This window comes from Nitrospiria bacterium, from assembly GCA_036397255.1.
In the GTDB taxonomy this organism is placed as follows: Bacteria; Nitrospirota; Nitrospiria; order DASWJH01; family DASWJH01; genus DASWJH01.
The window spans coordinates 1-13,804 of record DASWJH010000060.1 but is presented as its reverse complement, the minus strand read 5'-3'; the positions used below and the strand labels follow the sequence as shown (position 1 = coordinate 13,804).

The 13,804-nt window shown below is 42.7% G+C and carries 16 protein-coding genes; 7 read left to right on the top strand and 9 right to left on the bottom strand.

Going from position 1 to position 13,804, the window contains the following annotated elements; translation table 11 throughout:
• Positions 1 to 216: 216 nt before the first annotated feature.
• Positions 217 to 579: a tetratricopeptide repeat protein gene (locus tag VGB26_08155; GenBank protein ID HEX9757761.1), complete on the top strand. Its 363-nt coding sequence runs from the start codon at positions 217 to 219 to the stop codon at positions 577 to 579.
• A 138-nt stretch (positions 580 to 717) separates the two neighbouring features.
• On the opposite strand, the gene yihA is transcribed toward VGB26_08155, so the two are convergent.
• The gene (gene yihA / locus VGB26_08150) at positions 718 to 1,341 is read right to left on the bottom strand and encodes a ribosome biogenesis GTP-binding protein YihA/YsxC (protein ID HEX9757760.1); all 624 of its coding nucleotides are present in this window, start codon (positions 1,339 to 1,341) and stop codon (positions 718 to 720) included.
• 152 nt (positions 1,342 to 1,493) lie between these two features.
• Between yihA and VGB26_08145 the strand changes: the two genes are divergently transcribed.
• The 3 genes from VGB26_08145 to VGB26_08135 are packed head-to-tail and all read left to right on the top strand — an operon-like array spanning position 1,494 to position 4,199.
• On the top strand, positions 1,494 to 2,204 hold the full coding sequence (locus tag VGB26_08145; protein HEX9757759.1) for a tetratricopeptide repeat protein: 711 nt from the start codon (positions 1,494 to 1,496) through the stop codon (positions 2,202 to 2,204).
• 25 nt (positions 2,205 to 2,229) lie between these two features.
• Positions 2,230 to 3,213, top strand: coding sequence for an ABC transporter ATP-binding protein (locus VGB26_08140; GenBank protein ID HEX9757758.1), 984 nt, complete (start codon positions 2,230 to 2,232; stop codon positions 3,211 to 3,213).
• Positions 3,210 to 4,199, top strand: a complete 990-nt coding sequence (locus VGB26_08135; GenBank protein HEX9757757.1) for a dipeptide ABC transporter ATP-binding protein — start codon at positions 3,210 to 3,212, stop codon at positions 4,197 to 4,199. The genes VGB26_08140 and VGB26_08135 overlap by 4 nt, the downstream gene beginning before the upstream one ends.
• A 113-nt stretch (positions 4,200 to 4,312) precedes the next feature.
• On the opposite strand, the gene VGB26_08130 is transcribed toward VGB26_08135, so the two are convergent.
• Positions 4,313 to 5,461, bottom strand: a complete 1,149-nt coding sequence (locus VGB26_08130) for a fatty acid desaturase (GenBank protein HEX9757756.1) — start codon at positions 5,459 to 5,461, stop codon at positions 4,313 to 4,315.
• 300 nt (positions 5,462 to 5,761) lie between these two features.
• Here VGB26_08130 and VGB26_08125 point away from each other — a divergent pair, with 300 nt between their 5' ends.
• Entirely contained in the window at positions 5,762 to 6,385 is a 624-nt protein-coding gene (locus VGB26_08125; protein HEX9757755.1) for a DsbA family protein, read from the top strand.
• A 639-nt stretch (positions 6,386 to 7,024) separates the two neighbouring features.
• Positions 7,025 to 7,621, top strand: coding sequence for a hypothetical protein (locus VGB26_08120; protein ID HEX9757754.1), 597 nt, complete (start codon positions 7,025 to 7,027; stop codon positions 7,619 to 7,621).
• 48 nt (positions 7,622 to 7,669) lie between these two features.
• On the opposite strand, the gene VGB26_08115 is transcribed toward VGB26_08120, so the two are convergent.
• Genes VGB26_08115 through VGB26_08105 form a run of 3 tightly spaced genes read right to left on the bottom strand, consistent with a single transcriptional unit; the run spans position 7,670 to position 10,514 of the window.
• Positions 7,670 to 8,689, bottom strand: coding sequence for a glycosyltransferase family 9 protein (locus VGB26_08115; GenBank protein HEX9757753.1), 1,020 nt, complete (start codon positions 8,687 to 8,689; stop codon positions 7,670 to 7,672).
• Between the two features lie 9 nt (positions 8,690 to 8,698).
• A complete protein-coding gene (glp, locus tag VGB26_08110; protein HEX9757752.1) occupies positions 8,699 to 9,928 on the bottom strand; it encodes a gephyrin-like molybdotransferase Glp in 1,230 nt (409 codons plus the stop codon).
• A gap of 43 nt (positions 9,929 to 9,971) precedes the next feature.
• On the bottom strand, positions 9,972 to 10,514 hold the full coding sequence (locus tag VGB26_08105; protein ID HEX9757751.1) for an outer membrane beta-barrel protein: 543 nt from the start codon (positions 10,512 to 10,514) through the stop codon (positions 9,972 to 9,974).
• A 201-nt stretch (positions 10,515 to 10,715) separates the two neighbouring features.
• Between VGB26_08105 and VGB26_08100 the strand changes: the two genes are divergently transcribed.
• Positions 10,716 to 11,165, top strand: a complete 450-nt coding sequence (locus VGB26_08100) for an AraC family transcriptional regulator (GenBank protein HEX9757750.1) — start codon at positions 10,716 to 10,718, stop codon at positions 11,163 to 11,165.
• A gap of 352 nt (positions 11,166 to 11,517) precedes the next feature.
• Here the strand turns inward: VGB26_08100 and VGB26_08095 are convergent, their stop codons facing one another.
• The 4 genes from VGB26_08095 to VGB26_08080 form a co-directional block, all read right to left on the bottom strand.
• Positions 11,518 to 11,895 (bottom strand): plastocyanin/azurin family copper-binding protein, encoded by a 378-nt coding sequence (locus VGB26_08095; protein HEX9757749.1) that lies wholly within the window; start codon positions 11,893 to 11,895, stop codon positions 11,518 to 11,520.
• A 215-nt stretch (positions 11,896 to 12,110) separates the two neighbouring features.
• Positions 12,111 to 12,608 carry an AraC family transcriptional regulator gene (locus VGB26_08090; GenBank protein ID HEX9757748.1) on the bottom strand — a complete coding sequence of 166 codons (498 nt, stop codon included), beginning with the start codon at positions 12,606 to 12,608 and terminating at the stop codon, positions 12,111 to 12,113.
• Between the two features lie 670 nt (positions 12,609 to 13,278).
• Positions 13,279 to 13,473 carry a hypothetical protein gene (locus VGB26_08085; GenBank protein HEX9757747.1) on the bottom strand — a complete coding sequence of 65 codons (195 nt, stop codon included), beginning with the start codon at positions 13,471 to 13,473 and terminating at the stop codon, positions 13,279 to 13,281.
• A 136-nt stretch (positions 13,474 to 13,609) separates the two neighbouring features.
• On the bottom strand, positions 13,610 to 13,804 hold a 195-nt coding region (locus VGB26_08080; protein ID HEX9757746.1), incomplete at its 5' end, for a hypothetical protein.

Below are 13,804 nucleotides of genomic sequence, written 5' to 3'. Positions count from 1 at the left end.
AAATCCCTAAACGGAATAACCCAAACCGAACCTTATTGAAAGCACCCTTAGGTGTAGTTTTTCCTTATCCCAATAGGGAAAATTACAATATTTTTCAAACAGTTAGGTGAAGTCCAACCCAACTTGACAGCTCCTTTGACCGGTGATATAGTCAAACTACACTCTCCACACTAAGCTTTTGAAAAGACAACATAAATTATTACAGGGAGAAAAATAATGAAGGCCTTACTTTGGAGTGCAATCACCTTTCTTTTCCTCATCTTTCCCCAAACGGGTGTTTTCGGGGAAGATCTATTTGATACACAGGCCTCCAATAAACATTTTCAAAACGGCTTGAATCTTTACTATCAAAAACAATTTGTGTCTGCTATTCAAGAATTTAAAACCGCTATTTCAATTAATCCCGAAAATGTAAAAGCCCATTATTATTTGGGGTATACTTTTTACAAAATGGGAGATTTTACAGCGGCCTTTAAAAGGTTTGAAACGGCCTACCAAATTAACAGGGCCTATACCCCCATTCCCCCGGAACAACCCTTTCCCTTACCGCAATCTCCTATGGGAAATCCTCAAGGGTAATTCAAAGTTCCTTTTCCTCTCAAAATTTTTTTTAACACGAGAGATCTGCAAATGAAAGGCGCTCACCTCTTTTTCCGCGGAAGTTTTTGGAAACTTTCGGAAAAGAGAGAAAAACCCCTTTCGGTTGGCCAGTACCCATTAGGAAGAAAAGAGAAGTTCAAAAATTTTTTTCCAAAGGGGAGAAAGGCCTTCTCCTGTTTTTGATGAAAACGGAACCACCCCTTGATGGAGAGGCAATAAAAGGGTTCGATTCAAATCCTGAAAACAGACTGAACGCTTTCCCCTAGAAACCTTATCCACCTTGGTAGCAACCAAAACATAGGGTTTTGAATATTCCTCCAGCCATTGCTTCATGGCAATATCTTTTTCGGTGGCCCCCACCCGTGCATCCACCAAATGCACAACCCCCTTTAAATTAGACCGGTGGATGAGATATTTTTCCACAAATGATTTCCATTTTATCTGTTCCGTTTTTGGAATTTTCGCAAACCCATACCCCGGAAGGTCCACTAAATAGAACTGTTCATTGATTCTAAAAAAGTTGATTAATCGGGTTTTTCCTGGAGAAGAGCTCACCTTGGCCAAATTTTTCCTGTGAAGAAGAACATTCAAAAGAGAAGATTTTCCAACATTAGAACGTCCCACAAAAGCCACTTCTGGAATCCGATCATGGGGACAATCTGACAAATGCTGACAACTTTTGATGAACTGAGCAGTCTGGATTTTCATGAGTTTAAACCATTCGTAAAACGCAACGTCCAAGACAATCGGGGTTCTTTTTCAGCGAGGGCCGTGAACAAAACGGTCCTCCCATTATGAGTAAATACAAAATTGACATTCCTTCTTCTGTTAGTGTAGATTAAAAACCCTTCCACTTTCCATCTGGGTACCAAAAAAGAACCGAAGGAGAAATAATGGATGAGAATTTCGAACATCTCTACCAACAAGGCCGACGTCTTTTTGAAGAGGGGCGATTTGATCGCGCAGAACCCATCTTTAAAAACCTCATTGAACAAAGCCCAAAAAGGTTTGCAGATGTCTACAATAAATTGGGCATTATCTTCCATCAGAGGGGCGAATGGGAACGGGCCAGCCTTTTTTTTAAAAAGGCCTTGGAGATTAACCCTAAATACACCGAGGCCTCTTTAAATCTGGCCGTCACCTATAATGACCTGGGTCGTTATGAAGATGCAAACGAAATTTTTGGAAAAGCCGCTCAAGTGGTAAAATCAGAACCGGTTCCCATTGACCCTTTTATTCAAGGCAAATTAGCCAATGAACATGCTCTCCTCGGAGACCAATATTACGATTTAAGCCGGTATGATGAAGCGCTGGATGAATATCGCAAAGCTCTTAATCTTCGGCCCACTTTTGTTGATATTATCACAAAAATCGGTGTCACATTAAGGGAAAAAGGACAGTTTGACGAAGCGATTCGTGTATTAATGAGAGCAAAAGAACTAAACCCCAATTACTCCCAAGCACTGATTCACTTGGGGGTCACATATTACATGAAAGGTTTTATAGATTTGGCTATGGAAGAATGGGGAAAAGTACAAGACATCAATCCCGAAAGTCGAGAAGCGAAAGTCTATCTCTCCTTAGCCAAACGAGAAACCGTATAAAACAAAGAGGAGCATCCTCCAAAGCGTGGTAGGCCCCATCTTACAGGTTGAAAACCTGGTCACTGAATTCTCCACCCCATCGGGAACCCTCAAAGCCGTTGAGGGCGTCAATTTTAAAATAGAAAAGGGAAAAGTTTTAGGAATTGTCGGAGAGTCTGGCTGTGGAAAAAGCGTCACTGCTTTATCCATCATGCGGTTGCTTCCACTTCCTTTTGCAAAAATCAAAGATGGGAAAATTCTATTTAAAGGGGAAAACCTTCTAACACGCTCTGAAAAAGATATGCAAAAAATAAGAGGGAAGCACATTGCCATGGTATTTCAGGAACCCATGACATCTTTAAACCCCGTTTTTACCATTGGCACCCAAATTTCAGAAATGGTGAGACTTCACCTCCAACTCAATCGTTCCGATGCAAAACACAGAACCATTGAACTCCTCCAACGAGTTGGAATTCCTGCACCAGAACGCCGGGTGGATGAGTACCCCCATCAGCTTAGCGGGGGAATGCGACAAAGGGTCATGATTGCAATGGCCATCTCATGTAACCCGGACCTCATTATTGCCGATGAACCTACCACCGCCTTAGATGTCACCATACAGGCTCAAATTTTAGCCCTCCTACAAGATCTTCGAACCCAAATTGGGATGGCAATGATTCTTATTTCCCATGATCTGGGCGTCATTGCAGAGGTTGCCGAGGAGGTGGTCATTATGTATGCAGGACGGATCGTGGAACAGGCCAAAACAGAAGATCTTTTCGCAATACCAAGACACCCTTATACAAAGGGCCTTTTAGATTCTCTTCCCCGGTTCGAACAAGGAGAAGTAAAAACCCGTCTTCGTACCATAAAAGGGTCTGTTCCCAAACTAACCGATCTTCCCTCTGGGTGTAAATTTTCCACCAGGTGCCAATGGGTGATGGACCGCTGCCATACCGAAGAACCAGGCCTTTTAAAACAGGCCCCCCAACATTTTTCTCGATGCTGGTTGGAGGAACCGCCCAAATGATTGGATCTAACCCTTCCGTTCAAAACCAGCCCCTTTTATCCGTTCATAATTTAAAAAAACGGTTTCCTGTCAAAGAGGGGGGGTTCGGGCAGCAAAAAAAGTGGATCCATGCCGTCGATGGGGTCTCTTTAAGCCTCCAGCGTGGAGAGGTATTAGGGTTAGTCGGTGAAAGCGGATGCGGGAAATCCACCTTGGGAAGATTAATTCTTCGATTAATGGATCCGACAGAAGGGAAGATCGTTTTTCAAGGGGAGGATATTACCCACCTCTCCCAGCGGAATTTAAAGAAATTTCGAAAAAAAATTCAGATTATCTTTCAAGATCCTTATGCCTCTCTCAATCCGAGAATGACCATTGGGCAAATTCTCGAAGAACCCCTCATGGTTCACGGGTTGGGAAATCGGCAAGAACGCAAGAATCAAGTGGTGCAACTTTTAGAAAAAGTGGGCCTTTCTCCCGATGCACAAATGCGTTATCCCCATGAATTCAGCGGAGGACAAAGACAGCGTATAGGAATAGCTCGGGCTTTATCTCTCAAGCCGGAGCTTATCGTAGCTGACGAACCCGTTTCTTCTCTGGATGTCTCCATCCAAGCCCAAGTCATTAATCTTTTGCAGGATCTCCAAGAGGAATTTCATCTTTCCCTTCTGTTCATCGCTCATGACCTCAATATGGTTCGCCACATGAGTGATCAGGTCGCAGTCATGTATCTGGGCCGAATTGTTGAAATGGCAACCGCCAAGGACCTGTATACCCGTCCACAACATCCCTATACCCAGGCCTTATTGAATTCGATCCCTCAGGCCGATCCAAAAGTTAAAAGAAACAGAAACCTTTTGGAGGGAGACCTTCCCAGTCCCATCGATCTTCCCAAAGGTTGCCGATTTTATTCTCGTTGCCAGAAGCGAATTCCAGAATGTTTAAAAGAAGACCCCCCTCTTGAAGAAGGTCCCCAAAACCATTTCACGGCTTGTATTTTGGTTTAAAAAAAAAATTAATTTATAAAGCTTTTAAGAAAAATCAAAGGCTTTTAAAAAAAGAACATCTGGAATAAATGTAGGATGGCTTCCACAGGATTAAAGCTTAGGCAGGAACTAAATTAGCACTCTTGAACCAACAGTGCCCAGGAATCATAAATTTCCTTGAAATGAGATCTTTCTTTTTGAAGATCGTTTTTTATTTTAAGAATCATCTCTCCCCTCTTCGCATCAACGGAATCTTTAAACAAGCGATATTCTTTTTTAAGATTTCCCAATCGTTCATAAGCCAATAACAGCTTATCGTGAGTAGCATGAACCTTTTTTTCCATCAATTCCCGAAAATCTTCCGAAAAACCCGTCAGATTTTGCTGAACTTTTTCTTTCTGCACCTCCAAGCGAGCTTTAAAAATATGAACCTCTGAGGCCGTTTTTAGATTTCCTGTCAAACCGAATATTTCAAGGGTTTTAATCAGCCACTTTGAAGGATCAAAATGATACCAGCGCACCCCATTTCTGTAATCAAATTGAAAACGGTGATGAAAGTTGTGATACCCTTCCCCGTAGGTCACTAATGCAACCAATGCACTATCCCGCGAAGAGTCTTTCAAGGAATAGGGTTGTTTTCCCATAAAATGGCACAAGGAGTTAATTAAAAAGGTGCAGTGATGGACAATCACCGTCCGGGCAACTCCGGCCAACAAAAAACACCCAAGGGGAGCATTGAATAGAAAACCGATCAGCAATGGAACTCCCCCGCCTACCCCAATCGCCAGGGGAATATAATACTTGTGCTGCCACCGCACCATAGGGTCTTCAGAAAGGTCCCGAGCATTCTCTACCGTTTTATTAGGGTCCCTCATTAAAACCCATCCCATATGCGCATAGAAAAACCCTAACCGGATATTATATGGGTCACCCTCATTGTCAACATACCGGTGGTGATTTCGGTGATCCGAGGCCCACTTCAGTGCGGAATTTTGGCAAGCTGCAGCCCCAAAAATAAGGAAAAAAAGTTTTACAATGGGTTTAGCGGTAAAGGACCGATGGGAAAAATACCGGTGATATCCTGCGGTAATGGATAAGCCCGTTGCAGCCAGGTAAAAAGCAAAAACCCAAAAAACAGGAAGAGGTATATCCCAATAATATACATAAATCGGCAACCCGATAAGAGCCACTAAAGGGGTTAAGGTCAAAAATAAGGTATTCACCCAATCGAATGAAAGATTCCTACGAACGGGCTTGTCAATTTTCATGGTGGAAACAGACATAAAATCCCTCTAAATTAAAAACAAAAGTGAATTAAACAGACCCAATAAATTCAAAATAAAGGCTGGCAAAACTCGGTTTTAATAAACCAGCGGTGAAAATCCCCTTCGGGCCAGCAAAAACCTATTTTCGATTTTTCATTGAGTATTGGTAAATCTTGAGAATTATAAGAGAAATACCTCAAAATGTCAAGAACTATTTATTAAAACCCCCGGAAAAACGGGGAGGAAATTACTCACTCCCATTTGATTCCATTTAAAGGGCTATGCTACGATGTTTTCAATTCCAATTGAGAAAAAACGGTGCCATTACCCATCAAAGTTGATTACTATACGGACCCCCTGTGCTCCTGGTGTTATGCCATGGAAGAAACACTGGATCAAATAAAACACTTTTTCGGCCCCCGAATTGATATCCGCTACAAAATGTTTCCTCTTTTTGAAGACGTTATGGAAGTCATGACCCCCCTTAAACTTTGGACAATTGCCGATCGGTGGGCTGTGGTGTCCAAAAAAACGAGGGTTCCCATTGATTCTGGTCTTTGGTATGAAGATCCCCCCCAATCCGCCTGGCCTCCCTGCATCGCGTATAAGGCGGCAGAACATCAAAATAAAGAAAAAGCCGAAACCTTCTTAAAACTCCTCCGAATCGCTGCAATGACCCAACGAAAAAATATTTCGAAACATGAAATACAAATTGAATTGGTCAAGAAAGCGGGCCTGGACCCCATTGCGTTTGAAACCAGGGTCCAAAAAGAAGAATTAAAACAAGAAGTGGCCATGGATGTTCAAGAAGCAGAGGGTCATGGAATTGATGTCCGCCCTACCATGATTTTTTCAAATGCTCAAGGAGACAGGGTCATCACTGCTGGACTTCGGTCCTTCATCCTTTTTCAACACGCCATTGAAGCCCTTGATGCGGAATAAAAAACCCCCTGAAAAGGATTGATTTTTCTAACAAATAGATTTCGGCCACCCCGTTCATCAAAATAGGGGTTTACCTGGTCATGATAATCCTTTTTTGGATGGAAAGGATAAAATCATTCTTGAAGTTTTTTTGGTATTTCAACTTAGCTATCGTTTCTAATGAGTAGATCCTCTTTTCCGTTTCCAGTATTTTCAGGCCATTCCTGCCTAAAGGGACTACCCCCCAATTCTCTATAAATTACCCAATCCCTTTTGACAAAAAAGTTGAACTCATCCTTTTTCCCGTAAAAATGGATAAAAAACAGACAATATTGACAAATAAGGGATGACTGTTACTTTTATATTTGAGAGAGACAGGGCTTCCGAAAAAGCACAGTCAACCGAAGGGTTGAAATCGCCCAGTCATGACCCTAAAACCCAGCCGAGGAAAAAGGGGGGCGATGACCACTGAAGAGCCCTTCCAAAGGCCCCCACACCTTAATGGAAGGCATGGTTTTTTTGTGCCCAAAAAGGAACCCCTCCAAAGGAGGTTTCTGAAAGAAGATGGGGGCCGAAAAAATAGTTGGTTCCGGGAGAAAAGCTCTTGGGCAACTACGATTTATATTAAAAATTTTCCCTCACCCAGGGGCCCTGTTTGGAATGGCACTCATTTTCCTAATAGCCTCCCATTGGGTGGATCCTCACCCAGCCAGTGGTTTTGAGGTAAGCCAGCTGGCCCAAATTGGAATGGCTTTTTTAACCAACATGGCCATTCACGAATCCGGCCATTTCATAATGGCAGATTCCTTGGGGGCCGAAGGAAATCAACTCAAATTTTTCACCCAACAAAAGGGCTCATTTTTCCTGGGTCTAAGCACTTACAACGAAATGGAGGAGGAGGGAAAGTTACCCTATCACCTGGCAGGGGAATTTGCAGTCAGTCAAACCTTTGAATACTCATTAACCCGGTACCGCAACAATCCCACCACATATCACAACGCGCTTTTATTTTTTAGCGCAACCGATTTCGTTTTTTATTCCCTCTATGCCTTTTATTTGAGCCCTGTTCAGGATGACCATTATGATCCCGTTAGCATTTCCAAGGACACAGGCCTCAGTCAAGAAATCATTTTCTCAGTTGCTTTAACCCAGGCCCTATTAAATGGCCTCCGAGTTTTTTCAGGGGAAGACCGACTGGTCCCTTATTTTACCATCGATCAAAAGTTTGCTTCTTTCAATATTCAGGTCCATTTTTAAAAAATCCAAATACCCTTTCAATTTTGGTTTGGTTGAGAAAAGATTGCCTCATTCCCAAAAGCCAGATGCGATCGCCGTTTGAACGTTATCGGAAGAAGGCCAAAAATTGTTAACCCCCCCAATTCCAGATTTTGAAACCGGATACCCATTTTTCCTGGGCCCAATGATGATCACCTTCTCTCCAATGGGCGCCCATTCTTTAGGATGGGTGGGCCCAAAAATAACATAGGTGGGGACACCAAGGGCTGCGGCCAAATGGCTGACCCCTGAATCACATCCCAAATAAAAACAGGATCTTTTAATGATGGCCCCAACCACCTTTAAAGGTAAATTATGAAAATGATTTTCGGGGGATGTTTGGATGTCCTTGTATAAATGATCGACCAGGTCTTCCTCCGCGGGACCGGTCAAAAAAAGGGAAGGGAGGTTTAGATTTTTCTGGAGCCAAAATACAATTTTGGAAAATTGCTGGAGAGGCCAGCGCTTTTTGACCCCCCCACTTCCAATATGAATCACCGCAAAAGGTTTTTCCCGAAACGGAATCTTACGGTTTTTTAATTCAAAATCTCCAGAGATTAAATCCTCATGTTTTAAATACAATGAACATCCTCGAACCCGCTCATCAATTCCCAGGGGAATAAGGGTGTTCAAATAAGCTTGAGACGCATGCGTGGTATTGAAGCTCTCGCCCTCACGGGTTTTAATTCTTTTCCTCATTTTTTGAATGGGGGTAGCCACTAATATTTTTTTTACACCAACGGCCTTGAGGTTTTCCTCAACAACCCCGCCGGCTCCCCCCATCCATGAAATCACTAAATTAAATGGGGAAAAAAATTTTTGAATGTCTTTTCGTTGGTGGGGATCACAAGTAAAAAGCAAAGCGATATCTTTCCCATCCAAAGACCAAATATTTTGTGAAAAATTTAAGATTTCAAGGAAGGAACGGTTTCCGGCCAACGTAAATGTGGCTTCAGGAAAACGCTGACGCAAAACCCGAAGCGTCGGTAACGATAAAACCACATCCCCAAGTCCTCCCGGATGAAGAATCAGGATATTTTTGAATTCCACAGGGTTTACTCATTTTTTTTGATCGGGGATATGTTGATCCAACAAAAGGACACGGCACCTTTCTCCCGCATTGACCTTTCGCTGTTTTTCAGGGAGGATTAAAAGTCCATTGGCTTTTACCATGGACATTAAAATTCCTGAACCCTGTTCTCCCGAAGGGGTGGCAACATATTGATCTCCCACCCGTTCAACCATCACCCGAATTAGGTAGGTTTTTCCCGTATCGTTGGACAGGTCCTTCCCAACCACAACTTCTAATTGTGTACGGAACCAAGAAGGGAGACCCATCATTTTTAATAAGGCAGGCCTTACAAACAGTTCAAAGGTAACCATGGAGGAAACAGGATTACCGGGTAAACCGAAAAAAGGCTTCCCTTGTAAAAGGCCAAAAGCCAATGGGGCACCTGGTTTCAAGGCAACCTTCCAAAACTTTAAATCCGCTCCGAGAACTTGACTGGCTTGTTTAACAAAATCATAGGAGCCCACAGAAACCCCTCCAGAAACCAAAATAAGATCAGCATCCAAACCCTGGGAAAGCTTTGACACCACATCCTCTTGGGTATCCCGGGCAATTCCCAATAACCGGTATCTGGCTCCGCACTCCCCGATTTGGGCAGCCAAAGAAAAACTATTACTATTTATAATTTTCTCAGGCGTTATCTCCCCATCCACTTCAACCAACTCATTTCCTGTTGCCAAAATGGCCACCCGGGGAACTCTGAAAACAGTTAAAAACGAACGCCCAACCGATGCCAGCATTCCAATTCCCGCAGGCCCAATGGGAGTCCCTCTTCCTAATACCATCTCCCCTTTCCGAATATTCTCCCCTCGCCTCCTGATATTTTCGCCATCCTGGACTTCTCCGAAAATCGAAACCTCATTTCCTTGGCGCTGAGTCTCCTCCACCATCACTACCGCATTAGCCCCTTCCGGAAGTGGTGCTCCTGTCATAATCTGGGAAGCCGTCCCCTGAACAACTCTTTTCTTAGGCAGCGTTCCTGCGGGAATTTCTTCGAGAATTTTTAAATTCTTGGGTATGGTCCGACTTCCTCCTTGTACATCCTGCCACCGGACAGCAAACCCATCCATAGAAGAATTATCCCACGGGGGTAAATCCCGCTGGGAAAAAACATCCTCAGAGAGAATACGGCCCAAAGCCTGCAATAGACCAACGCGTTCCAACCCCATCGCTTTAATCTCATGCAGAATGATCTTTTGTGCTTCCTCTACGGAAATCATTCTCTTCACCCCCGGGTTCCCTCAGTGACTAGCTTGATTCATCCTAGAGAATAAACCGAAGTCCGAAGTACCATGCCAAAGCATTATTATCTACAGCCCCCCGAATAGAAAGACCTGTAAAGTTTAAAAGCAGCGTACTGCTTGCAGAAACATTTCGAGCAATTCGGTACTCCACTCCACCGCCAATGGGAGCCAGGAAACTCGTATCACTATCATCCCCCCCTCCAGGCAAATCTAAATCCGCAAACACAAACCCGAGACCTCCCTGCAAGTGCGGCCTTAAATTTGGGTTTCCCGCAAGGTTGATATGATATTTTCCTTGAAGGGAAAAACCAATTTGGGTCAGGTCATCATTGAGGACAAACTGAATCAGGGGCCCTACCGAAAAATTTCGATCCAGAAAATAATCTCCATTAAAAGCCAGGGCAAAAGCAGTCCCATCCAGGGTTTCAACTTGAAAACCCAAATCCGTCCCTATCTGTAACCGCCCCTCCCTATCGGTTTTTTCCATATTCTCATGGGCGTAAAGAAACCCGGGAAACCCCATACCAATCAAAAAAACCAATGCCCAAACCATTTTCCCCATATTTTCTCCTTATACAAGAAATGTTTCTCAAATGAGTTTGCCAAAATTACAGCGTAGTATACGGATTTGATCTGAATCACGTCAAGGTTTTTCACAAAGCCACAATGTTCCCATAAAAATAAAACTTTTATAAACCTTTATCCCTTTTTTACTGAAATGACATTTTTAGGTGGTATCTTTTAAATAGAGAAGGAGGGATTGATGAAACCCGTTTTAAAAACCCAAAACCCTTATGGGGACCTCAAAGAAGACCCCAAGGTTCCTGTGATTAGCTGGAAAATTCAAAGGGTTCTTTTTTTCCTTTATACCCATTTTTCAGAAGAAATAAAATTGGGGGAAATCGCTAATCGCTTTGGCTACCACCCAGATTACCTTTCTAGGAAGTTCAAACAAGAATTAGGAGTACCCTTCCAGGAATATCTTTTTGAAATAAGAATACAAAAAGCAAAACACCTTTTACTCCAATCGGAGAAAAGCGTAAAAGAAATTAGTTATGATACGGGTTTTTGCCGCCCGGAATTTTTTTCCAGAGTTTTTAAAAGAATGAGCGGGCTCTCCCCAATCAGATACAGAGTTAACTTTCAAAAAACCAACCATTTTCGAAGACCCTCAAACCCTAAGGGTTTAAGGCCCCATTCCTGGGCCCTATAAAAGGCTGCCTATCTTTCAACATTTTTCCAAGGCCTTACCTCCGCTTTTTCGTTTTTCTTACAATAATAAAGAAGGCTCACATCCCCTGGTGGAAGGGAATCGGATTCCGGAAAAAAACAATTCTATAGTCAAATTTTAAATGACCCCTAGACCGGAAAGGGAGGTATATCAGGTAGAAACCCTTTGAAAGGTTTTTTTAAATCAATCTTTCCCCCAGGTGGTTTAACCCAAAAAAAGGTTTTTAATAGCGGGGTTGAGGTGATTAAATATGGAGAAATTTTCTATCCTTCAGTCTTATGGATAAGGGTTCAGTCCCGTCACCCTTTTGGAATCCAACACCTTTTTAAAATCTTTACTCACGTACTAAAATGGTTCCCCACATTTCCATATGGATGGCACAAAAATAATAATAGGTGGAAGGGGTTTTAAAAGAGTGGTGGTACCGGTCACCGGGATGAAGCAATTGGTGAATCTCTAGCTTGTCCGTTCCCCCGGTTACCCCCTGAGACCAAGGGCCCGCCGAGGTTAAGAAGTGGTCTTCCTGATCTTTGTTGAACCAGGATATTTGATCTTCTAAGGTCACGCTAACAGATTGGGGGGAAAAAATCCTACTTCCTTCATTAATAACGATTTTAATTGTCCCGGCAGGACTGGTCCCGAGACCGGCAATAAGGAAAAAGAAGAGGACCCCTCCCATCAGAGTGATTCTCCTATTCAATTTTTTTTTCAAGGAAATCACCTCCTTTCAGGGTTCAAAAATAAAATTGAAACCGTTTAACCAATAATGGCTAGGCTTTTTTCCAATGAGAACATTCTAATACCAGGGCAGTAGAAGTCATTAAAAACCACCCTCACACTCTATAATCTATTTCAAGGCAACCCCATCATTCAATAAAAAACACCTGTCTAGGGTTGTTTTTTCAAGAGAAAATTTGATCAAACCGGCTACTTTTTGACATTAATATTTTCAGCAATATTAGGGTCCAACATAGAAGTAAAATGGGAAATGGAAGGATAAGGACCTAACAGATCGGTCAAGGAACCTTTTCCCAACCACCCTTTTCCAAGAACCGGATAATGGTTTCGAAACTCCCTTGGAGAACACCCTGCCATTCGTCTGAAAGCCCTTGAAAAGACCTCGGGTCGGCTAAAACCAACTTCAAAGCTAATTTCCTTAATTCCTTTTTCGGACTCCATCAATAAACAAATGGCTTTTTGGACACGCACTTTCAATATAAATTCGTGAAAAGGAATACCCATTTCTTTTTTAAATTTCCTGCACAAATAATCGGGATGGTATCCAAACCTCAACCCTACCACGGCCAACTTCAAGTCTTGTGAAAAGTGTTCCTTAACATGGTCTACAACATTGCGGATCTTATGACTCATCAACTGACATTTCTCAGAGTTGGCCCAATTATGTATTTCATTATTGGTTTTCATGGGAACACCTCCTTTGGTTATTCATCATGAACAACCATACCGCTTGATCATGTTCCCTTGTTAAAGTCAGGGTAAGGTTAAATAAAGGTTGGATTTAGAAACTGTGAAAAACAGTTTTTTTCATCTTCCAAACAGCTGGGGGAGACGATCTCAGACAAAGAAGTAATTTTAAATTTGGTTTCCAGGGAGGGGAAAGGTTATAGGGGATTCAATAACAGGAAGAGAATAGATGAATAGGTCTCCAGTCTTTTCAGGAAACCTTTTATATCCCTCATTTGTCTCTCCAAAGGTAATAGAGGACGGCGCCAAAAGCTAAAAAGACAAAACTTAAGAGGATTATTGGAAAAACTTGAGTTTGCATTCAGATGGCCCTTTTACTGTATTTACCCTTTGGCACCCCTTCTTTTACCTATTGTCCAACACTCCTGAAAGGGCAATCCTGAATCACCTCCCCGCACGGGTCTATCTTATTTAAGATAGTGCCAATTATTGGGGAATTGTACAGAGCCATCTGCAGAAGCGGAGAATCATTGCCGAGGGTTCCTATACAGCTCTATTTTAAAAATTCAATAAGGTTTCAGTAAAGAAACGGTAAGGAATTTCTTCTACCCAACCCTATTGGTTTAGGATCATGTAACCTTAGACCCATAATAGGTTTATCCTATCTCTTCTAAACCGCATTCAGGGATTCCAACTCCTCTTCCATTTCTTCTTTCTTTTCCAAAGGGTCCATGGATTCCAGGACCTGGTCCCATACCAGCTCCTCCAAAAGCTGGGCTTGGGTCCTTTGCTTTCTTTCATAACTTCGATGGCCACAGGAAATACATCTCCACGCTTTTTCGTTTAGGTCCCAAAATAATCCCACAGAATTTCCATCCTCCCCAGCTCTACAATGGGGACAGCTGAGGGGGCCTTTCCTTTTCAGGGTACAGTTGATAATGTCCAAATCAATCACCTCCTTGTATCTTGAAAAATGGAATTATAAAATATGTTAAACAAAGTTAAAAACTCATCCATACGGCGTGGTAGACCGACCCTCCTTCGGTTAAAAGAACCCGTTTGTAAGCTTGGGTCACCACGTCCACTATTATCGTAGCCCGAACAGTTGCCAGGGCCATGAGAGCCCGAATGTTGCAAGGAAGGGCTAAGAATTGGAGGAAATCTATGAGGGTGCCTTCTGATGATACCCTGGAAAC